21 protein-coding genes are annotated in these 19,463 nt (G+C 58.4%); 13 read left to right on the top strand and 8 right to left on the bottom strand.

The features are described 5' to 3' along the window. Positions 1-61: 61 nt before the first annotated feature. On the bottom strand, positions 62-772 hold the full coding sequence (locus C5L39_RS07375) for an IclR family transcriptional regulator (RefSeq protein WP_123048263.1): 711 nt from the start codon (positions 770-772) through the stop codon (positions 62-64). Between the two features lie 57 nt (positions 773-829). Here C5L39_RS07375 and leuC point away from each other — a divergent pair, with 57 nt between their 5' ends. After that, the gene (gene leuC / locus C5L39_RS07370; RefSeq protein ID WP_123048262.1) at positions 830-2,248 is read left to right on the top strand and encodes a 3-isopropylmalate dehydratase large subunit; all 1,419 of its coding nucleotides are present in this window, start codon (positions 830-832) and stop codon (positions 2,246-2,248) included. A 24-nt stretch (positions 2,249-2,272) separates the two neighbouring features. Beyond that, on the top strand, positions 2,273-2,875 hold the full coding sequence (gene leuD, locus C5L39_RS07365) for a 3-isopropylmalate dehydratase small subunit (protein WP_123048261.1): 603 nt from the start codon (positions 2,273-2,275) through the stop codon (positions 2,873-2,875). On the opposite strand, the gene C5L39_RS07360 is transcribed toward leuD, so the two are convergent. Further along, entirely contained in the window at positions 2,853-3,857 is a 1,005-nt protein-coding gene (locus C5L39_RS07360; RefSeq protein WP_123048260.1) for a bifunctional NUDIX hydrolase/histidine phosphatase family protein, read from the bottom strand. The genes leuD and C5L39_RS07360 overlap by 23 nt on opposite strands. A gap of 137 nt (positions 3,858-3,994) precedes the next feature. On the opposite strand from C5L39_RS07360, the gene C5L39_RS07355 reads away from it, so the two are divergent. Together C5L39_RS07355 and C5L39_RS07350 are read left to right on the top strand one after the other, a co-directional pair. Continuing rightward, the gene (locus tag C5L39_RS07355) at positions 3,995-4,975 is read left to right on the top strand and encodes an NAD(P)H-dependent glycerol-3-phosphate dehydrogenase (RefSeq protein WP_123048591.1); all 981 of its coding nucleotides are present in this window, start codon (positions 3,995-3,997) and stop codon (positions 4,973-4,975) included. A 21-nt stretch (positions 4,976-4,996) separates the two neighbouring features. Then, positions 4,997-6,070 (top strand): D-alanine--D-alanine ligase family protein, encoded by a 1,074-nt coding sequence (locus C5L39_RS07350; RefSeq protein WP_123048259.1) that lies wholly within the window; start codon positions 4,997-4,999, stop codon positions 6,068-6,070. 63 nt (positions 6,071-6,133) lie between these two features. On the opposite strand, the gene C5L39_RS07345 is transcribed toward C5L39_RS07350, so the two are convergent. Then, positions 6,134-7,072: a DUF3515 domain-containing protein gene (locus C5L39_RS07345; protein ID WP_123048258.1), complete on the bottom strand. Its 939-nt coding sequence runs from the start codon at positions 7,070-7,072 to the stop codon at positions 6,134-6,136. Positions 7,073-7,101: 29 nt separating this feature from the next. On the opposite strand from C5L39_RS07345, the gene C5L39_RS07340 reads away from it, so the two are divergent. From C5L39_RS07340 to C5L39_RS07305, 8 genes are read left to right on the top strand one after another with little or no spacing between them, the layout of a single operon-like run. Further along, a complete protein-coding gene (locus C5L39_RS07340) occupies positions 7,102-8,070 on the top strand; it encodes a thiamine-phosphate kinase (protein ID WP_123048257.1) in 969 nt (322 codons plus the stop codon). A 3-nt stretch (positions 8,071-8,073) separates the two neighbouring features. After that, entirely contained in the window at positions 8,074-8,718 is a 645-nt protein-coding gene (locus C5L39_RS07335; RefSeq protein WP_123048256.1) for a uracil-DNA glycosylase, read from the top strand. Positions 8,719-8,729: 11 nt separating this feature from the next. Then, positions 8,730-10,172: a DAK2 domain-containing protein gene (locus C5L39_RS07330; protein WP_123048255.1), complete on the top strand. Its 1,443-nt coding sequence runs from the start codon at positions 8,730-8,732 to the stop codon at positions 10,170-10,172. A gap of 2 nt (positions 10,173-10,174) precedes the next feature. After that, a complete protein-coding gene (locus tag C5L39_RS07325) occupies positions 10,175-12,286 on the top strand; it encodes an ATP-dependent DNA helicase RecG (RefSeq protein ID WP_123048254.1) in 2,112 nt (703 codons plus the stop codon). 10 nt (positions 12,287-12,296) lie between these two features. Continuing rightward, positions 12,297-12,506, top strand: coding sequence for a biotin/lipoyl-containing protein (locus C5L39_RS07320; protein WP_123048253.1), 210 nt, complete (start codon positions 12,297-12,299; stop codon positions 12,504-12,506). Next, the gene (gene rsmD / locus C5L39_RS07315; RefSeq protein ID WP_123048252.1) at positions 12,503-13,078 is read left to right on the top strand and encodes a 16S rRNA (guanine(966)-N(2))-methyltransferase RsmD; all 576 of its coding nucleotides are present in this window, start codon (positions 12,503-12,505) and stop codon (positions 13,076-13,078) included. The genes C5L39_RS07320 and rsmD overlap by 4 nt, the downstream gene beginning before the upstream one ends. After that, the gene (gene coaD, locus C5L39_RS07310; RefSeq protein ID WP_123048251.1) at positions 13,079-13,564 is read left to right on the top strand and encodes a pantetheine-phosphate adenylyltransferase; all 486 of its coding nucleotides are present in this window, start codon (positions 13,079-13,081) and stop codon (positions 13,562-13,564) included. Positions 13,565-13,576: 12 nt separating this feature from the next. Continuing rightward, positions 13,577-14,320: a sulfite exporter TauE/SafE family protein gene (locus tag C5L39_RS07305; RefSeq protein WP_123048590.1), complete on the top strand. Its 744-nt coding sequence runs from the start codon at positions 13,577-13,579 to the stop codon at positions 14,318-14,320. Positions 14,321-14,441: 121 nt separating this feature from the next. Here C5L39_RS07305 and C5L39_RS07300 read toward each other — a convergent pair whose 3' ends face one another. Then, positions 14,442-15,164 (bottom strand): SDR family oxidoreductase, encoded by a 723-nt coding sequence (locus tag C5L39_RS07300; protein WP_123048250.1) that lies wholly within the window; start codon positions 15,162-15,164, stop codon positions 14,442-14,444. Positions 15,165-15,209: 45 nt separating this feature from the next. Between C5L39_RS07300 and C5L39_RS07295 the strand changes: the two genes are divergently transcribed. Further along, positions 15,210-15,941 carry a TIM barrel protein gene (locus C5L39_RS07295; protein ID WP_123048249.1) on the top strand — a complete coding sequence of 244 codons (732 nt, stop codon included), beginning with the start codon at positions 15,210-15,212 and terminating at the stop codon, positions 15,939-15,941. Here C5L39_RS07295 and C5L39_RS07290 read toward each other — a convergent pair. From C5L39_RS07290 to C5L39_RS07275, 4 genes are read right to left on the bottom strand one after another with little or no spacing between them, the layout of a single operon-like run. After that, the gene (locus tag C5L39_RS07290) at positions 15,938-16,708 is read right to left on the bottom strand and encodes an amino acid ABC transporter ATP-binding protein (protein WP_123048248.1); all 771 of its coding nucleotides are present in this window, start codon (positions 16,706-16,708) and stop codon (positions 15,938-15,940) included. The genes C5L39_RS07295 and C5L39_RS07290 overlap by 4 nt on opposite strands. Before the next feature lies 1 nt (position 16,709). Then, the gene (locus tag C5L39_RS07285; RefSeq protein ID WP_123048247.1) at positions 16,710-17,633 is read right to left on the bottom strand and encodes an amino acid ABC transporter permease; all 924 of its coding nucleotides are present in this window, start codon (positions 17,631-17,633) and stop codon (positions 16,710-16,712) included. Then, complete coding sequence (locus C5L39_RS07280) at positions 17,630-18,535, bottom strand: ABC transporter substrate-binding protein (protein WP_123048246.1); 906 nt, start codon at positions 18,533-18,535, stop codon at positions 17,630-17,632. Before C5L39_RS07280 ends, C5L39_RS07285 begins: the two co-directional genes overlap by 4 nt. Further along, a complete protein-coding gene (locus tag C5L39_RS07275; protein WP_123048245.1) occupies positions 18,532-19,452 on the bottom strand; it encodes a DUF368 domain-containing protein in 921 nt (306 codons plus the stop codon). Before C5L39_RS07275 ends, C5L39_RS07280 begins: the two co-directional genes overlap by 4 nt. Between the last annotated feature and the right edge of the window lie 11 nt (positions 19,453-19,463).

Raw genomic sequence — 19,463 nt, 5'->3', positions numbered from 1 at the left:
GTCTAGGTCTACCTAGCCGCCAGGGTTATCGCCGTGCACCTAGCTGGCGCCAATCAACTCGCTATAGTGACTCTGACAAACGCCGTGCTGCCGCAACTAGCTGGCTGCTCCATTTTTGTCCTGGGTGTGGGCGCAGACGCTCAGCTGGACCGGAGACTGATAACACTGCAACGAAGGCTCCGGCGGAGGAGAACACGGGGGCAGAAACGGAAGCCAATCCGAGCTCACGCTCAGCGACGGATTCGCTCCATCCTCGTTCTCGGGCGATGGCTACTTCCTCGGGGGAGAAGGCGGCGTCGATAAGCAGGGTTTCGCGCAGTTGGGGCGAGCCATGGGCCAGGAATATTTTGGCCGCGGAGCCGGAGGTTAGTGGCAGTTGGGAGCCCACTGGAACGGTATTTTGTAGGCCGCTGGGTGGTTCTTGGGAGGCAATGCAGCTTCTTGAGGTGCCATTGAGTTGATAAAGCTGCACGGATTCGCCGGTGGTATCGACCAAGGTGGACATGATCGGGATGGCGGCATCGATGAGTTGGTCCTGGCCACCTGCTCCCAGACTGGCTAGCGCTGGGCCGGTGGTCCAGCGGCCATCGACATTGCGGGCCAAGATTCGGTGAGTTTCCAAAGCGCTGGCTAGGCGGTGAGTGGTCGCGCGCGGCAGATCGGTGGCCTCACAGAGCTCGGTCAGCGATAGCGGACGAGGGGCGACGGCCGCCATAATTGCTACTGCCCGATCGAGCACCTTGATGCCGGAAACTGCGGTATACTGTCCCATACCACGATACTAGCATCTCACCATGTGAGATTTTCAAGGGAAAGATGGTGAACATCCATGGCCGACAAGCTTACGCTGGCCGAGAAGGTATGGAACGACCATATTGTCGCCAAAGGCGATAATGATGAGCCCGACCTGCTCTACATCGACCTGCAGCTGCTCCACGAGGTGACCTCTCCGCAGGCCTTCGACGGACTGCGCCTAGCTGGCCGCCCACTGCGTCGTCCCGACCTGCACTTAGCTACCGAGGACCATAACGTGCCCACCGAGGGCATCGTTTCCGGAGAGATCTTAGAGATCAAAGAACCGACCTCGCGCATCCAGGTTGAGACCCTGCGACGCAACTGCGAAGAGTTCGGTGTTCGCCTGCATCAGATGGGTGATGTTAAGCAGGGAATCGTCCACACCGTCGGCCCGCAGCTGGGTGCAACCCAGCCGGGCATGACCATCGTCTGTGGAGATTCCCACACCTCTACTCATGGCGCCTTTGGTTCGATCGCCATGGGCATTGGCACCTCTGAGGTAGAGCACGTCATGGCTACCCAGACGCTGCCGCTGCGCCCCTTTAAGACCATGGCCATTGAGGTCTCCGGAACACTCCAGCCCGGAGTGGGTGCCAAGGACCTCATCCTGGCCATCATCGCCCAGATTGGAACCGGCGGAGGTCAAGGCCACATCATTGAATATCGTGGTGAGGCTATTGAGAACCTGTCGATGGAAGCGCGCATGACCATCTGCAATATGTCCATCGAAGCTGGCGCCCGTGCCGGCATGGTCGCCCCAGATGAGAAGACCTTCGACTACGTTCAGGGCCGTGAATTCGCACCCGCCGGCCAGGATTGGGACGATGCCGTTGCTTATTGGAAGACGCTGCCCACTGACGAGGGTGCCCAATTCGACACCGTCGTTGAGATCGATGGTTCCGCGTTGACTCCATTTGTCACCTGGGGAACCAACCCAGGTCAGGGCTTGCCCTTGGGTGCGAATGTGCCAGACCCAGAGGACTACACCAACGATGGAGATAAGGCAGCTGCCGAGAAGGCACTGACCTATATGGATCTCACCCCGGGTACTCCACTGCGTGAGATCGCCATCGACACGGTCTTCCTAGGTTCCTGCACCAACGCCCGCATCGAAGATCTGCGTGAGGCAGCTGAGGTAGTCAAGGGCCGCGCTATCGCGGAGAACACCCGCATGCTGGTGGTGCCTAGCTCCACCATGGTCAAACAGCAGGCAGAGCAGGAAGGTCTCGATGAGATCTTCACCGCCTTCGGCGCGCAGTGGCGCACCGCAGGTTGCTCTATGTGTCTGGGCATGAACCCCGACCAATTGGCACCGGGGGAGCGCTCTGCTTCTACCTCCAACCGCAACTTTGAGGGCCGACAGGGACCCGGTGGACGTACTCACTTGGTATCCCCGCAGGTCGCCGCAGCTACCGCGGTCCTGGGCCACCTCGCATCCCCCGCCGACCTCTGAGCTACAAGGAGCTGAACAGACACCGTGGATAAATTCACCACCCACACCGGCGTTGCCGTCCCGCTGACCCGGTCGAATGTTGATACCGACCAGATCATCCCTGCCGTTTATCTCAAGCGAGTGACCCGCACTGGTTTCGAGGATGGGCTATTCGCCAGCTGGCGCAAAGACCCGAACTTTATTCTCAACCAAGAGACCTATCAGAATGGCTCCGTGCTGGTCGCTGGCCCAGACTTCGGTACCGGTTCCTCGCGTGAGCATGCCGTCTGGGCATTGATGAACTACGGCTTTAGAGTCGTGCTTTCTTCTCGCTTTGCCGATATCTTCCGCGGCAACTCCGGAAAATCCGGATTGCTGGCCGCACAGCTGGAAGAATCCGACATCGAGCTGCTGTGGAAGCAGATCGAAGCCGAGCCAGGTCTGAAAGTCACCGTGGACCTAGAATCACGGACGGTCAGCGCCGGAGAGAACCTCTACCGCTTCTCCGTGGATGATTACACCCGCTGGCGCCTGATGGAAGGCCTCGATGATGTGGGCCTGACCCTGCGCAAGGAAGCCGAGATCACTGCCTACGAGCAGCAGCGACCGGCCTTCAAGCCGAGGATTACTTCGCAGGTAGCGGACTAACTAGATAGTCCGCCCCGGTCAGCTGTCCGTCATTAAACGACAGCACCCATACGGACGCCTTCTTCGCTTCGATTTCATCAAGCGGGAGGGTGCCGTTGGCGCTGAGCCAGGCAATCATGTCCGGGATAGCCGTGCCCTGGGAGACCACCGCGGAAACCCCGCCAGCATTAACGATCTCCATGAATCTGGCTTTGGCTGCGACCATATCCTCGCGCATAACATTGTCACCGAAAGCCGGATCTACCGTGACCTCAAGATTGAGTTCATCGGCTAGAGGAGCAGCTGTGGCCTGGCAACGATCCGGCTCGGCCGAATAGATCGCCGTCGGCTGATAAGGCAGCAGCATCGGCACGAGCATCTCTGCTTGTCGACGTCCCTTTTTATCCAGCGGACGCAGGTTATCGTCGCCACTCCAATTGCGGCGCTGATAAGCGCGACCATGCCGGATATAGAGAATCCGGGTGGTAGCCGGGCAGCGAAAGCGCTTTTCGGCCTTGTCGAGCACATGCCGGTCTACCTCATAGCTCAACAGCTCGCGGGCCTGCGCAATCGGCAGCCACCGGATCTCATCAACCTCTGAGTTAGTGGCGAACTCACCTTCTTGGACTTCTCCAGTCCAGTAATAGACGACCTTGGTGCGATCCAATATCGGATAAGTCACCTTGCCCAGTAGCTTTCCCAAGCGAACCTGGTAGCCAGTTTCTTCGAAGATCTCGCGTGCAGCGGTAGTCGGTAGAGACTCGCCGGAATCGATCTTTCCCTTAGCCAGCGACCAATCGTCATAATGCGGGCGGTGGATGACCGCGATCTCGAGGGAATCGAGGTTGTTGATATCACCACGCCAGAGCACCGCGCCGGCAGCCAATATTGCTCGCTTGTACTCCTTGGCTGGATCAGCGGGGACAATCTGGTGACGGCCGTTAACCAGCAGTGCGGATTCTTGGTCCTTGTCGATCTCGTGTGGCTTCGACTGCTTAGCCATAACTCTCCTTGGACGTCGGACAAATACCTTATTCCACCATCTTTACCCACCGTAGTCAGATTCGCAGCACCGGCCCATCCTTTAAGCTATGAGAGACGTCCAATGAAAGGGGCAGACTAGTGGTTAATGTCGCGATCATGGGGGCAGGTTCTTGGGGCAGCACCCTGGCGAAGGTCTTCGCCGACGCAGGCAATACCGTGCAGTTATGGGCCAGACGCCCTGAGCTTGCGGAGTCCATCCAGCTTACTGGTACCAACCAGGACTATCTTCCAGGTATTTCATTGCCCTCGGCAGTGACCGCCACCTCGGATGCGTCGGAGGCACTAAAAAATGCTGTCATCGTCGTCTTCGCGGTTCCCAGCCAGACTATGCGCGACAATCTCCACGCGTGGGCACCTCTGCTACCTACCGATGCAACCTTAGTGAGCATCTCCAAGGGCATCGAAACCGGAACCTACCTGCGAATGAGTCAGGTCATCGCCGAGACCACAGGTGCTAGTCCAGACCGCATAGCCGTGCTCTCCGGCCCCAACCTGGCATTAGAGATCGCCCAGGAACAACCCGCAGCCACCGTCATTGCCTGCCCCGATGAAAACCGAGCCAAGCTCGTGCAAGCCGCCGTGGCTACTAGCTACTTGCGTCCATATACCAACACCGATGTCATCGGTGTTGAGCTTGGAGGTGCGTGTAAAAATGTCATCGCGCTAGCCTGTGGCATTGCTGCCGGACGAGGGCTGGGGGAAAATACCTTGGCCACTCTGATTACTCGAGGCCTAGCCGAAATCACGCGATTAGGTGTGGCACTGGGGGCTGATCCGCGGACCTCCGCAGGGTTGGCTGGACTCGGCGACCTGGTAGCAACGTGTACTTCTCCGCTCTCACGTAACCGTTCCTTTGGCGTGCGCCTGGGTGAGGGGGGAACTCTTACAGAGGCTAAAAAAGCCACCCACGGTCAAGTTGCTGAGGGAGTGATCTCTTCCAACTCGGTATTCCAACTAGCTGAAGCTCATCAGGTAGAGATGCCCATCACACAGGCGGTCTTCGCGGTCTGCCATAAAGGCATGAATGTCTCCGATATGGTCACCGCCTTGATGGGGCGATCAAAAAAAGCGGAGTAATTGCCGGTAGGCTTGCCTGCTATGGAAAAGCCACAGCGCATCAGGGTCGGCGTCGTCTATGGCGGCCGCAGCACCGAACACTCCGTCTCCTGCGTGTCAGCGGGTGCGGTGATCTCTCATCTTGACCCAGAAAAATACGAGGTCATTCCAATCGGGATCACTTCGGAGGGCATGTGGACCCTGGGGGCCGCAGATCCCACTCAACTGCAGCTGCGCGACGGAAAGATGCCTACTGTCCCAGCTGGAGAAGAATTAGCGCTCTCGCTTAACCCCGCTACTCGTGGACATATCCGAAACCTGAGCACCGGCAAGGAACACGCCGTGGTTGATGTGGTCTTCCCCGTGCTGCACGGACAGTTCGGCGAGGATGGCACCATTCAAGGCCTGCTGGAACTATCCGGGGTGGCCTATGTGGGCACTGGCGTATTGTCCTCGGCCTGCGGGATGGACAAAGAGTTCACCAAAAAGCTCGCTGCGGCCGAAGGCCTGCCGATTACCGCAGAGGCTGTTCTAGTTGGGCGCGATGAGTTAAGTGAGCAGGAAAAACAGACGCTCGGCCTGCCGGTATTCGTCAAACCTGCTCGGGGTGGATCCTCCATCGGCGTCTCACGGGTTAGCGAGTGGTCCCAGTTGCCGGCGGCAGTAGCGCTGGCACGCGAATCTGATCCGAAGGTCATCGTCGAGGCCGAGATCATTGGCGCCGAAATAGAGGTCGGTGTCCTGCAATATCCAGACGGCCGAGTCATTGCTTCCTACCCAGCTCAGCTCAATGGCACGGAGGATTCCGATGAGGGCTTCTACGGTTTTGAGACCAAATATCTCGATGACGTTGTTACTGCCACCATTCCGGCTCCAGTCTCAGATGAGATGACCACACAGCTACAAACCTTAGCTATCGAGGCGTTCCACGCTCTTGATTGTGATGGTCTGGCTAGAGTCGACTTTTTTGCCACCGAATCTGGACCGGTGCTCAACGAGATCAACACCATGCCCGGGTTCACTCCGATCTCGATGTACCCGCAAGTATTCGCCGCCACTGGGGTTAGCTACCCCGAGTTGCTGGATATCTTGATCGAGCAGGCACTGGCTCACTGAGCCCAGCCCTGAGCGCGCTTTGCCAGCCCTGGAGAGGTGGTGAGACCCGGCGCGCCGGGTCAGCTATTGCTCCGGGGTGTACTCGGCGATCAGGCTGCCCAGCTCCACGATGGCGGTATTGCCGGTGTCTTGGGGCAAGCTCACCGCGATATCAGTAGCTCGGCCGAGTGCAAACCAGGTCGAGGCCGTGGTGCCATTAGCCAAGGTGGTGTCTTCGAACCAGGTGATGTCATCGACCTGGTTGAGCTGGATACCTGGTTGGTAGTTGACCGGCGCAGCCACACCACAGCGCAACACAATCGGTTCCTTGCCCTGTGAGGTCCACGCGGCAGTGTCAGATTCTGTGACCTCGATGCGTTGGTAGTCATCGGCCAAGGCATCGGGAAGATTGTCCATGAGATCGCCACACACGGAGCTATCACCGGCAGCTAGCTGAGACAACGGTGCCGGGTTAGGAGTCTGCTCGGTTTCAGCCAAGCTCATCATAGCCTCACTGAGTTCAGCCACTGGATTATCTTCACCATCAAGGGCCAGCTCATCGGCAGTTACTGCCACAATCGGAGAACGTCCCACTGAGTACCAGCTAGCCAGCGTTGACCCCGGGGTGACGTCACTGACCAAGAGCCATTCCACGCCCTCGATTTCTACTGGCTGGGCGTAGTCGTCATATTGCGTTGGTAGGTCCACCCCACAGCGCAAAGTCACTCGCTCGAGAGAACTAGAAGACCACGCGGCGACACCATCGGGAACCGGTTCTGCGATCTCGGCTCGATCGTGCCCGATCAGCTCATCGGGCAGGCCTGCGATGAACTCCGTGCATTCGGCTGAGTCCGCCAGGGGAGCAGGAAGCGTCGTCATAGCCACAGGTTGGGTAGAGACTCGGTCATAGACCACTTTGGCGCCAATCAGCACTCCCACCACCAGCGCTACTGCCAGAACTAGGAACAGATAGGCAGCGGTTTTAGGATAACGGCTAAGTTGGTTGGAATCAGCGGCGCTCATAGAGTGACAGTCTATTAGAAAGGTCTTGTGTGACCTCCTTTCCCGTCCACTACTCCGGCCCCACTCTGGGGGAGGTCGGGGAGCACCGAGCCATCGAAGAGATCATTGCTGCCGCACCCTCATCCAGAAACGGCGATGATGCGGCTGTTTTATCCCACGCTTCCCCTAACTCGCGGGGGGTGGCCACCACCGACATGCTTATCCAAGGTCGTCACTTTAGCCTGGATTGGTCTCGGCCCGAGGAAATCGGGATGAAGGCCATCGTGCAGAACTTTGCCGATATCGAGGCCATGGGTGCTCGTCCCATCGCCGCATTGCTGGCAGTTTCTGCCCCGGCAGATACCCCGTTGGTCATTATTCGCGATATCGCTTCCGGAATCGCCTCGCGGGTGAGGGACTATTCCGCAGAGCTGGTGGGCGGGGACCTAACCTCCGGCGATGAGCTAGTGCTATCAGTGACAGCCATTGGCTCGCTCGGCGGATCACATCCCGCATTGAGCTTGGATCGAGCGAGATTTAACCAGCACGTTGTCGCACATGGTCGGCTCGGTTGGTCGGCTGCCGGACTAGCACTGCTTAAGCGATATGGCAGGCAGGAAGTTCCTCGCCAGTTCGCTCCACTGGTGGACGCTCATTGCGCGCCTTATCTCAACCCCGGCCGTGGAGTCGTGGCACGAGCCACCGGTGCCACCTGTATGACCGATAACTCCGATGGTCTCGTCGTCGACTTATCGACGATCGCGCGTCGCTCCGCAGTAGGCATTGATCTCTTTGCGGCGGCGATTGCCCCAGATCCATTGTTGTGTGGAGCCGCAGAACTTCTCGGCGCAGACCCCTGGGAATGGATCCTGGCAGGTGGAGAGGACCACACGTTGTTGGCCACCACTTTTGGTGATCCGCCCTCGGGTTTCCGAGCAATCGGGCAGGTAATTCGCGGGCAGAGCGTCACCATTGACGGCCAAGCCCCTCGCTATGGCCATGGGTGGGTGAGCTTTTAAAACATGCTGCCGGTCCACTCATCTTGGCTACCCGCACTAGCCCCGGTCGAGGAGCGTATCCACGAACTCGGCCGTTTCCTCAGCACTGAACCTGCCTACCTGCCACCCGGCGATGAGGTTCTCAGAGCCTTCGCTGATCCCTTTGACCAAGTCAAGGTTCTTATTGTGGGCCAAGACCCCTATCCCACTCCCGGCCATTCGATGGGCCTTGCTTTTTCTACCAAGCCGGGGGTCCGCCCCTTGCCCCGGAGTCTGCGCAATATCTACCGTGAACTCCATGACGACCTAGGAATTGATCTTCCCGCAGATGGAGATCTCAGCGCCTGGTCAGGTCAGGGAGTTCTGTTGCTCAACCGAGTACTGACTGTTCGCCCTGGCGAATCTGGATCCCATCGTCGTCAAGGCTGGGAAGAAGTCACCGAAGCCGCCATCCGAGCATTGGTAGACCGAGATAAACCGCTGGTGGCGATCCTCTGGGGTCGAGACGCCCAGACTGCTAGGAAGTTCTTGGGCCAGACTCCCTGTATCGAGTCTGCGCATCCCTCACCCCTATCTGCCTCCCGGGGATTCTTCGGGTCTAGACCATTCTCCCGAGCCAATGAGCTACTGGCCCGCGCCGGGGCCGACACTGTGGACTGGCGACTGTAGACTCTTGGGCTATGTCTTTCCCACGAGAGCTCGATGGCGCCCGATTGCATGACTGGGCAACCCGTGCCGTGGCCGAGCTATCGGCTCGTCGTGCGGAAATCAACGAACTCAACGTCTTCCCCGTGCCCGATTCCGATACTGGGTCCAACATGGCTCACACCATGGAAGCCGCGCTAGCAGAGGTTGAAAAGCTCGACGACTTCAATGAAGTAGGAAAGGTTGCTCGAGCCCTATCGGCAGGCAGTGTTCGGGGAGCCCGGGGAAACTCGGGCTTAGTGTTAAGCCAGGTGCTGCGTGGAGTAGCTGATGCCACCGATAGTGAGGTTATTGGGCCCAAAGACATTGCCCAAGCATTATCGACGGCCGTGCAACTGGTTGATCGAGCCATCTCCGCACCAGTGGAAGGCACCATCATCACGGTGCTGCGCGCTGCAGCAGTGGCTGCCCAAGCAACCCAGGCCACTAACGGCCAGCTCCACGAAGTAGTCACCGAAGCAGTGATTGCCTCCCGAACCGCACTAGCAAAAACTCCATCCCAGCTCGATATTCTCCGCGAAGCAGGGGTCGTTGACGCCGGTGGCGCAGGTTTCGTCGTCCTACTAGAGGCCTTGCTCGCTGAGATCGAAGGCGATGATGTCCCATCTCCAGTCACCTCCGAGCACCACGGACACGCGGTGGAATTGGAAGTAGTGTTCTTTTTCATCGGAGACCTCATCACCCTCCAAGAGCGAATCGAGCTGCTGGGAGGCAGCCTGATCATCGCGCGCAACGATGAAAACAGCGGCAGCGTCCATATCCATACCACCCTGGCAGGCAAGGTCATCGAGACTGCTTTCGCTACCGGCCAAGTCAGTGGCCTTCACCTTGAAGTGCTGCCGAGTGCCCCCCAAGTAGACGCCCCGCGCCGGGTAGTCGTTGCAGTCACTCCAGAAGGATCTGTGGCTAACCTCTATCAACAGGCCGGAGCGATGGTAGTCAACCCCGGCCCGGATGTCGTCTCCGACATCCTCGGCCTCGTCCGCCACATCAGCGCCCAAGAATTGATCATGCTGCCCAATGGACTCCTTGATCGTCGCCAACTGGTCGCAGTGGAACGAGCCACCCACGCCTTTGAACAAGCCATCACCATCGTGCCCACCAGACGCCTAGTTTCGGGATTGGCAGCATTGACCGTCCATGATCCGAATGCTCCGCTGGGAGTAGCCGCCTACACCATGGCTGAAGCCGCAGCTGCGATGCACACTGCGATTGTCACCAAAGATGATGTTAAGACCACCGTTCAAGCAGCGACCGAAAAGATCTGTGCAGGATTGGTCGGGGATGCCACCGAGCAGGTCATCCTCTTGAGCGGCACTGAACTCGACGTCGATAAGCTCGATCAACAACTCGACGTCGAAGTTTTGGTCTTTCCAGCAGACGGGTTAGGGCACTTAGTCGAGATCGGGGTCGAGTAGCAATGCTCGGGTGGAAGGACGAACGCCCCCTGAGCGCGGTCCTACCGGCGAAGGAAGCTAAAGCAATCACGAAGGCGCTCGGTGTCCACACCTGCGGACAATTACTGCTTGAGTACTTCCCCCGGGCCTACTCCCGACACGGATCAGGAGTACTCGCCGAAGAAGCCGAAGAAGGCGATATGGTCACCTTCCTAGGCGAGGTCACCGACATCCGCCAATTCCACTCCGGCGCTGGCAAAGCAATCACCAGGTTGACCATCTCAGATGGCCAAACCACCTTCGCTGCCTCCTTTTTCAACGCCAAGTACCTCACCCGAGTCCTCCACCAAGGATCTCGAGCGATGTTCGCCGGCAAGCTCAATTTCTACCGAGGGCAACCCCAGCTGCAGCACCCAGACTTCCTCCTCCTGCCAGCACCCGGCCAAAAAGCCGCTGGCACCGGATCACTCAACAGCCTCAGCGCCTATGGCGACCCAGACGAGCTCCTCCGCAACCTCGACTATGTCCCCATCTACCCAGCGACCGCCAAACTTGCCTCCTGGCGAATCATGAGCGCGATCCAATACATCTTGAGCACCCTGCCACCTATTACCGAGCCACTCGGAGAGGTACCTGCTGGCATGCCGAGTTTCGACGCCTCGATCCGCGGCGCCCACCTACCCGGACCCGAAGGCCCCGAGCCACACCTAGAAAGACTCAAATACAACGAAGCGCTCACTCTCGGCCTGGTCATGGCGCTGCGACGCCTAGATACCCTCAAACGCAGCGCACCTGCGCTGCCTGTCCACAAAGACGGCTATCGCGCCGGGTTATTGGCACAATTGCCCTATCAGCTCACTGATGGTCAGCAGCAGGTCCTGGATGAAATCTCCGAAGACCTTGAGGCCGATGAACCGATGAGTCGGCTGCTCCAAGGCGAAGTCGGCTCGGGCAAGACAGTGGTCTCTTTGTTGGCGATGCTCCAAGCCGTTGACTCCGACTGCCAATGTGCGCTGCTCGCACCCACTGAGGTCCTCGCCATCCAGCACGCTAGGACGCTGACCAAGCTTCTGGCACAGACTGGCGTGGCCGCTACGGTCATCCCACTGACTGGGTCGATGCCGACCGCTGTGCGCCGCCAAGCCTTGTTGGATATCATCTCCGGCCAAGCCGATATCGTCGTCGGCACCCATGCGCTCATCCAAGATTCGGTGGAGTTTTTCGACCTTGGCCTAGTGGTGGTCGATGAGCAGCACCGGTTCGGCGTTGAACAACGCGACCGCTTGCGGGCCAAGGGACGCGAGGGCCAGACTCCTCACCTGTTGGTCATGACTGCCACCCCCATTCCGCGCACTATCGCCATGACCGTATTCGGTGATTTAGCAGTCTCAACTCTGCGGGAATTGCCTGGCGGTAGACGTCCGATTCAATCGACGCTGCTTCCAGAGAGTCGACCTGCCTGGATCACCCGGGCGATAGCCAGAATCACCGAAGAGGTAGCCGCTGGGCGGCAAGCCTATATCGTCTGCCCACGCATTGAAGGCGCTGGTGGAGTCATCGAATTGGCAGAGAAACTCTCTCAAGGTCCATTTCAAGATCTCCTAGTCGAGGTGATTCACGGTCGCCTCAGCGGTGAAGAAAAGGATGCGGTGATGCGCGCATTCGCCGCCGGAGAGATCGATGTCTTGGTGGCCACTACCGTCATTGAAGTCGGTGTGGACATTCCTAATGCCACCGTCATGCTCATCCGGGAGGCGGAGAATTTCGGCGTCTCCCAGCTCCATCAGTTGCGGGGCAGGATCGGCCGAGGCGGCCACGAGTCCTTATGCCTATTTCATACCCTCGCTGAGCCCGGCAGCCCCGCCTATCAACGCATCGGGGAGGTGGCCGCGACGTCAGATGGGTTTGAGCTTGCCGAGCTGGATCTGATTCATCGTCAAGAAGGCGATGTGCTGGGGACCAGGCAATCTGGCAGTCTTCGAACCCTGCGGCTGCTCAATCTTGCTCAGGACCGTGCGATTATCGAACGAGCCTCGGTTGATGCTGAGGGCTTCGTTGACCGGCACCCGCTGCTGGCACAACGTCTAGTCTTGGAAATCGACCGTGGCGATCGCGAGTTCCTCGACAAGAGTTAGGGTGTTAGCCATGAATATCTGCGCCCCCTTCGCGGGCATCGTGCGCTTTCATGTCCATCCCGGACAGACCGTGGCCACCGGCGATGTCTTGGCTACCGTCGAGGCAGTCAAACTAGAAGGCCCAGTCCCAGCACCGGGGCCGGGCACCGTAGCTAGCCTGGCTCAAGAGGACTTCTCCGATGTCCTCGGTGGAGATCTATTGCTGGAGGTAAACCCATGACCCGAATCATTGCTGGACAAGCCCGTGGCCGGAAGATCACCGTGCCGCCAACTGGCACTCGGCCCACCTCCGATCGAGCACGAGAAGGTCTATTTTCCTCGCTCCAGGTGCGGTTCGGTTTTCATGATGCCCGCGTGCTTGATCTCTTCGCCGGTTCCGGCGCTCTCGGCCTAGAAGCCGCCTCCAGAGGAGCCGCTGAGGTGGTCTTGGTAGAAGACAACTCGGCTGCTACCGAGATCATTCGACGCAATGCCGAGGTCGTCGGGCACCCTGCAATCCAGGTTGAACAAGCAAAAGTATCGGAGTACTTGGCACGTGCCCCACGCGGCTATTTCGATATGGTGCTTGCTGATCCGCCTTATGAGTTGGCGGATGAATCGGTCCGCGAGATGCTTGAGGCTTTAGAGCCTGCGTTGGTTGATCAGGCTGCAGTGGTCGTAGAGCGTCAGGTAGATTCGCCGGAGACCGACTGGCCAGAGGGCTTTGTCCCCACGACCCAGAAGCTCAAAAAACGTACCTACGGCATTGCCCGAATGGACATGGCCGTCTACCACCAACGAGAGGAGATCTGAGTGAAAGCCGTCTGCCCCGGATCCTTCGACCCGGTAACTATGGGCCACCTGGATATCTTTCGTCGCGCTGCTGACCACTTCGATGAAGTCATTGTTTTGGTCACCGGAAACCCGAACAAGCACTCCGGGCTGTTTACGATTGAAGAGCGCATGGAGCTCATTCGGAAAGCTACCGCGGATGTCCCCAGCATCACGGTTGATTGGTGGGGTGGTCTACTGGTCGACTACACCAACGCCAATAACGTCAACGCACTCGTCAAAGGTCTGCGCACTGCGTTGGATTATGAGTATGAGCTGCCGATGGCGCAGATGAACCGACGTCTTTCTGGCATTGACACCTTGTTCCTGCTCACCGACAACAAATACGGCTATATTTCATCTTCTTTGTCCAAAGAAGTCGCCAAATACGGTGGCGATGTCCGTGGAATGCTCCCAGATGTGGTGGTTGAGGCCGTTCAGGCGAAATACCGTGAGCTTGAGGAGTAGTCTGATCGAGTGATTCTCGATCTAACTCTTATTTTCATAGTGGTCCTTATCGGCTCCTGCATGCAGCGGATCTCCGGCATGGGGCTCGGTCTTGTCGCCGGCCCCGTCCTCGTGGTCATCATGGGACCAGTCGAGGGAATCCTGGTGGTCAATGTCTTGGCGTTCATTAACGCCGCTGCGACGACCATGACGGTTCGGGAGTATGTCGATTGGCGGAAATTCTCCATTATTTCCTCCGTCCTCATCCTCGGAGCTATCCCCGCCGCACTTTTGGTCCGGGAAGTATCCGGGGCACTCCTGCAAGCCCTAGTCGGTGGCCTATTGCTGCTGGCACTGGCAGTGACTACCTTCGGCAAGAAATACATCCCGACCGTCTCCGGGACCACCCCTGCCGTCGCTGCTGGTATCGCCGGTGGTTTCATGAACACCCTTGCTGGCATCGCAGGTCCTGCCATTACCGTCTACGCGCAGGCCTCTCGCTGGCCACAGCAAACTTTTGCTGCCACCCTTCAGCCCATCTTTATGGTGGCCGGAGCCATCTCCTTTTTGACCAAGATTCTCTCTGGTGCCGGAGATCTTTCCGGAACCAACTGGCTGATTTGGCCGGTGGGCATGCTGGGCATGGCCGTTGGTCTGTGGCTGGGAGTGAAACTGAGCAAGAAGGTTCCGCGAGAAAAAGCCAGGAAGCTCTCGTTGCTGCTGGCTTCAGCCGGTGGTGCTACCGCATTAGTACGTGGTCTCGCCGGAATGTCCTGATTGCCCTAGCTACTTAGCCCAGTGCTGTTGCAGGCTAGTGCGGGTGGTGTCCGAAAATCCGGCTAGCCCCTCGCTGGTGCTTCTTCGGGCAACTGTTCCGTTTGACCAAGCCTCGATGGAGTTAGCCTCGCCCAAGATAGGGCATACCGGCGGCGGTGACGGTGACTCGGTCGACGCTGACTCCAGTTGGCAGCGCTGCCACGGTGACCAAGAGCCGAGCGGCTTCGGTGGCATCGAACATGGGCTCATCCCCGGTGAAGCTTCCGAGTAGATCAGTCTGCGCATTTCCGATGTCTAGCTCAGTGGCGGTAATCCCATAGGCCCGGCCATCCAGGGCCGTCGAGACCGTCAAGCTGGCCACCGCAGCTTTGGAAGCGGCATAGGCGGCCGTCCCTGAGCGAGGGGCATGGGCGGCGATGGATCCGTTGTTGATGATTCTGCCGCCGCCGTGAGCAGACATCCAGGCGAATGCCTGCTGAGTGCAAAGGAAAGTCCCCGTGAGGTTGGTTGCCAATGTCTGCTCCCAAGCCTCGAATCCCACGGTATCTAGCTGCCCAGTTGGCCCCGGAACTCCAGCGTTGTTGACCAATAGGTCGAGTCGACCATAGTGGCTGATGAGCTGATCAAATGCCAGGCTCACGGCCGCCGGATCGGCTATGTCACAGACCAATGGGAGATGATCGCCGACCGGATCAAGGCCCTCGAGGGTTTCTTCCAAACGATCTAATCGACGCCCGATCAAGGCCACCGACCAACCAGCTGCGGCCAATGCGCGGGCGAAGGTCCGGCCGAGACCACTGCCAGCTCCAGTGATCACGACGACATTTTTAGCGGAGATGTCCATAGCTATCCATCCTAAGAGGACAGACACGGCGATACAGTAGATTCCATGATCACCGCGATGAACTGTTCGATCGGGCGTGCAACCTACCTTGAGGGCCTCGATGCCGCGGTAGCCGCCGGAATATCCTCAGTCGAGCTGTGGTGGCCATTTCCGGTGCCAGACCCAGCACCTGAAAAGATCGATGGCCTCATTGCAGAGTTGGCTCAGCGGGAACTGGAGCTGGTGGCGCTGAATCTCTGGGGCGGAAATCTCGGAAGCGGGGATAGGGGAGTACTCCATCAAAGTCACTTGCCACCGGCTCACCTCGATGCCGTGGTCAGTATTCATGAGGCCACCGGAGTAAATCGCTTCAATCTGTTGCTTGGCCGTGGAGGAAAACAACTATCGCAGATTCAAGTCACACGCTTTGCTGAGATAGCCGAGGAATTGGATGCCAGGTGTGGCGGTCTCGCCATGATTGAGCCGCTCTCAGGAGTGGCGGACTATCCGGTGACCACCATTGCCCAAGCCCAGAACTTGTTGGAGCGGGCTGGGGCGGGAGGCTTGCTGTTGGATCTCTACCACGTGGCCGTCAACGCCCAGGGAGTGCTCGATTTGGCTGGCGTTGAGCCAGCTCATCTGCAGATCGCCGATTTCCCCGGGCGTGGTGCCCCAGGAACCGGCGAGTTGCCACTTCAACAGTGGATCGATCAGCTCCGCGAGGGCGGATATGACGGGCTCATCGTTGGGGAGTGGCTGCCGCGGCCTGAATGCTGGCCGAAAGCGGAGCAGGCTTAGAGCAGGGAAGAAAGGAAGGCCTGGGTGCGGCGTTCCTTCGGATGATCGAGGACCTCGCTCGGGGTGCCTGATTCAACGACTATGCCACCGTCCATGAAAACCACTTTATCGGCGACTTCTCTGGCAAAACCCATTTCATGAGTAACCACCAACATGGTCATTCCAGCATCGGCCAGCTCACGCATCACCCGCAGGACATCGCCGACCAGCTCAGGGTCGAGCGCTGAGGTGGGCTCATCAAAGAGCATGAGCTTGGGGTCCATTGCCACTGCTCTGGCAATAGCCACGCGCTGCTGCTGTCCACCGGACAATTGCACCGGGTAGGCATGGGCTTTATGGGCTAGTCCTACTTGCTCGAGTAGTTCCAAACCACGCTTTTTGGCCTTGGCAGGGGAGAGACCCTTGACGTGGATGGGTGCTTCGATGACATTGTCTAGAGCAGTTCGGTGGGGAAAGAGATTGAACTGCTGGAAGACCATGCCGATGCCCGCGCGCTGTCGAGAAGCATCTTTTTCGGAGATCTCGTGGAGGATACCGCCACCTTCGCGATAACCGATGAGTTCACCATCGACATAGAGCCGGCCCGCGGTGACCTTCTCCAAGTGGTTAACGCACCTGAGGAAGGTAGATTTTCCAGAGCCGGAGGGGCCGATGAGGCAAGTGACGGTGCCTTGTGGTGCCTTAAGATCGATGCCTTTGAGGACTTCGAGCTGGCCGAAGGACTTGCAGACTTGCTGGGCGTCGATCATCAGAGGGGTCTCAGTCATCTCAACGGTCCTTCCGCGTGCTGTTGGGGATGATGGTGACGTTGCCAGGGGCAGTGCCCTCAGCATCTGCCAACGAAGCGAGTTGACGGGCGGTTAGCTGCCTAGTGGCACCCTTCTCGAAGTGCTTTTCCAAGTAGTACTGGCCGACCATCAGCAAAGAGGTCACGGCCAGATACCAGGTGGCGGCAACCAAGAGCATAGGGACTGGGTCGAATAGTGCAGCCGCGATATCCATCGATCGCCCGTAGAGCTCGAGGGTATAAGGAATTGCTACGACCAACGAGGTGGTCTTGAGCATCGAGATCAGCTCATTGCCGGTGGGTGGGATAATAATGCGCATAGCTTGGGGCAGCACAGTCCGGCGCATGGTCATGGACCAGCCCATCCCGAGTGCCTTGGAGGCTTCCATTTGTCCCTCTGGTACCGAGGAGATACCAGAACGGACGATCTCGGCCATATAGGCGGACTCATTGAGGCCAAGGCCGATTACCGCCAGCAGGAAGGCGTTGCGCAGCATGCTTTCCAAGTCAATTTCAGCGAAACCGAGGTTGATGCTCTGATACAGCGATCCGAGCAGTCCCCAGAACACCAACTGAACATAGACCGGGGTGCCACGGAAGATCCACAGATAGACCCACGCGACTCCTTGCAAAACTGGGTTGGGCGACATCCGCATGACTGCCAAAACAGCACCCAGGGCTACACCGATCAGCATGGCGAGCACCGTCAAAGCAAGGGTATGAAGTGCTGCGTTGGCAATTCGAGTGTCGAAAAGATAGGCGCGGTAGGTTTCCCAGCCGTAAGCCTCGTTGTTGAGCGCGCTGATAATAAACCAGCCGGCTAGGGCAAGCAGAATGATGGCTAAAGTCCATCGGCCGGGGTGGCGTAGTGGCTTCGCCTTAATCGGGGCAGGGGTGTTCGTCATGAGGAGACTCCGTCCACGGGTTGTTCATTAATCAGGGCAGTGTCGATTAATCCGGTCTCGACGCCCCATTGAGCCAGGATGCGTTCATAGTCCCCGGAGTCGATGAGATATTGCAGACCAGCGGCCATCGCCGGGCCGAGCTCGGAGTCCTGCGGGATTGCCCAGCCATAAGGAGAAGCATCTTTCATCGGGCCGGTTAATTCCATCTCATCCTCGGAGCGAGAGACCGCCCACGCAGTGACCGGAGAGTCGGCGGAGAGGGCATCGGCCCGGCCGATGAGCACTGACAACGCGGCGTTATCAGAGGTGTCATAGGCCAGCACCGTGATTGGCTCTTGTCCGGCAGCTTCGCATTCGGCGGATCGCGGTCGGACATCTTCAGTGTCGGAGACGGTGGTGCGTTGCACCGCTACCGTCAGACCACAAGCGTTATCTGGATCGACGTCTGTGCCAGTTTGCTGAGCCCACTGGATTCCTGCGTACAGGAAGTTGACGAAGTCGAAGCTCTCTCGTCGTTCCGGGTTATCGGTAAATCCGGAGGCGCCGACGTCGAGAGTGCCAGCTTGAACTGCCGGAAGAATCAGCGCGAAGTCCTGCTCAACTGGCTGGAATTCTAGTCCCATGACAGCTGCGACCGCGTGAACTAGATCCATTTCCATGCCGATGATGGCGCCGTCGGGGTCTTTGAGCTCGAATGGAGCAAATGGTGGATTAACTCCACCGCTGAGGACTCCAGCATCGGCGATATCCGCGGGCACCATCTCCGCGATCTCCGGGACAGCCTCGGGGACTATTGGTTCCCAACCAGCCGGGGTGCTGTCTTCAACATTGGTGACGCAACCGCCCAATAACAGGGCGGACAGTAGCGGGGTAGCTAACGCGAGGGCTCGGTATTGGTTCATGAGGCTGATGCTTCTTCCTCAATCACCGTTGCCTTCCGTCGGGCAGAGGCAACTCGGTCAGCGATGATGAAGCTCAGCACTACCAGTGCCCCGATAAGTGTCATCCCAAAGACCGCCCAGAGGTTATCTCCGGGGGCAAGCAGCTCTGAGGTGGAAGACTGCCACGGCCACAATGCGCGGAGGGAACCGAGCATAAAGCCGGCCATCACCGTCAGTGTCAGGGTGCGGTGGTTTTTCATGGCGTAGCTCAGCATTCGGACGAACAGCGCGATACCGACTGCGGCACCTGCAATGAAGGTAAAGATCACTACCCAGTCTCGGTCAGAGACCGCAGCCAAGACTGGTGAATATAGGCCCATGGTCAGCAGAAGAAATGATCCGGAAACACCCGGAAGAACGAGAGCACAGACCACTACAGACGCGGCCAAGAAGATGACGATGAGCGAAGGATCAGTCTGCGTGGTAGAGGAGAAACCAGTACCTAGGAAGCTCAATCCGACAGCGGCAAGGAACAAAGGAACGACGACCATCCACCGGTTGCGCAGCTCCCGGTGGTCCATCATGGCCACGGGAACCCAGATGGATACCGCGACCATGCCTAGGAATAATCCACGGGCATATTCGGGTGAGTTGTCCACGAAATCGTGGAGGACAGTCGACAACGTGAATACAGCCGTAACCATGCCAACCGCGACGGAGATGAGGAAAAACCAGTCAACCTCAGAGAACTTACGGCGAAAGAGCATGTCGGCGGCGTGGAGTGCGCGTTCGTAGATACCGACCACGAGTGCGACTGTGCCACCGGAGATTCCTGGGACGAGCTCTGCCAGACCGATAAGGGCACCACGGATGACATTGAGGATCACAGCCATCGGGGTGCGCGACGTCGGGGTTGGATGAGTGAGATCTGTAGACATATCAGACGTCG

Source organism: Corynebacterium alimapuense (assembly GCF_003716585.1).
In the GTDB taxonomy this organism is placed as follows: Bacteria; Actinomycetota; Actinomycetes; order Mycobacteriales; family Mycobacteriaceae; genus Corynebacterium; species Corynebacterium alimapuense.
Note: the sequence above shows the minus strand (reverse complement) of the source record. Positions and strands in the feature narration are given on the sequence as shown.

Bases quoted from the DNA above. Each gene is read 5' to 3' on its own strand.
- C5L39_RS07375 (WP_123048263.1), bottom strand. From the start codon at position 772: ATGGGACAGTATACCGCAGTTTCCGGCATCAAGGTGCTCGATCGGGCA.
- leuC (WP_123048262.1), top strand. From the start codon at position 830: ATGGCCGACAAGCTTACGCTGGCCGAGAAGGTATGGAACGACCATATT.
- C5L39_RS07360 (WP_123048260.1), bottom strand. From the start codon at position 3,857: ATGGCTAAGCAGTCGAAGCCACACGAGATCGACAAGGACCAAGAATCC.
- C5L39_RS07355 (WP_123048591.1), top strand. From the start codon at position 3,995: ATGGGGGCAGGTTCTTGGGGCAGCACCCTGGCGAAGGTCTTCGCCGAC.
- C5L39_RS07350 (WP_123048259.1), top strand. From the start codon at position 4,997: ATGGAAAAGCCACAGCGCATCAGGGTCGGCGTCGTCTATGGCGGCCGC.
- C5L39_RS07345 (WP_123048258.1), bottom strand. From the start codon at position 7,072: ATGAGCGCCGCTGATTCCAACCAACTTAGCCGTTATCCTAAAACCGCT.
- C5L39_RS07335 (WP_123048256.1), top strand. From the start codon at position 8,074: ATGCTGCCGGTCCACTCATCTTGGCTACCCGCACTAGCCCCGGTCGAG.
- C5L39_RS07330 (WP_123048255.1), top strand. From the start codon at position 8,730: ATGTCTTTCCCACGAGAGCTCGATGGCGCCCGATTGCATGACTGGGCA.
- C5L39_RS07325 (WP_123048254.1), top strand. From the start codon at position 10,175: ATGCTCGGGTGGAAGGACGAACGCCCCCTGAGCGCGGTCCTACCGGCG.
- C5L39_RS07320 (WP_123048253.1), top strand. From the start codon at position 12,297: ATGAATATCTGCGCCCCCTTCGCGGGCATCGTGCGCTTTCATGTCCAT.
- rsmD (WP_123048252.1), top strand. From the start codon at position 12,503: ATGACCCGAATCATTGCTGGACAAGCCCGTGGCCGGAAGATCACCGTG.
- C5L39_RS07300 (WP_123048250.1), bottom strand. From the start codon at position 15,164: ATGGACATCTCCGCTAAAAATGTCGTCGTGATCACTGGAGCTGGCAGT.
- C5L39_RS07295 (WP_123048249.1), top strand. From the start codon at position 15,210: ATGATCACCGCGATGAACTGTTCGATCGGGCGTGCAACCTACCTTGAG.
- C5L39_RS07290 (WP_123048248.1), bottom strand. From the start codon at position 16,708: ATGACTGAGACCCCTCTGATGATCGACGCCCAGCAAGTCTGCAAGTCC.
- C5L39_RS07285 (WP_123048247.1), bottom strand. From the start codon at position 17,633: ATGACGAACACCCCTGCCCCGATTAAGGCGAAGCCACTACGCCACCCC.
- C5L39_RS07280 (WP_123048246.1), bottom strand. From the start codon at position 18,535: ATGAACCAATACCGAGCCCTCGCGTTAGCTACCCCGCTACTGTCCGCC.
- C5L39_RS07275 (WP_123048245.1), bottom strand. From the start codon at position 19,452: ATGTCTACAGATCTCACTCATCCAACCCCGACGTCGCGCACCCCGATG.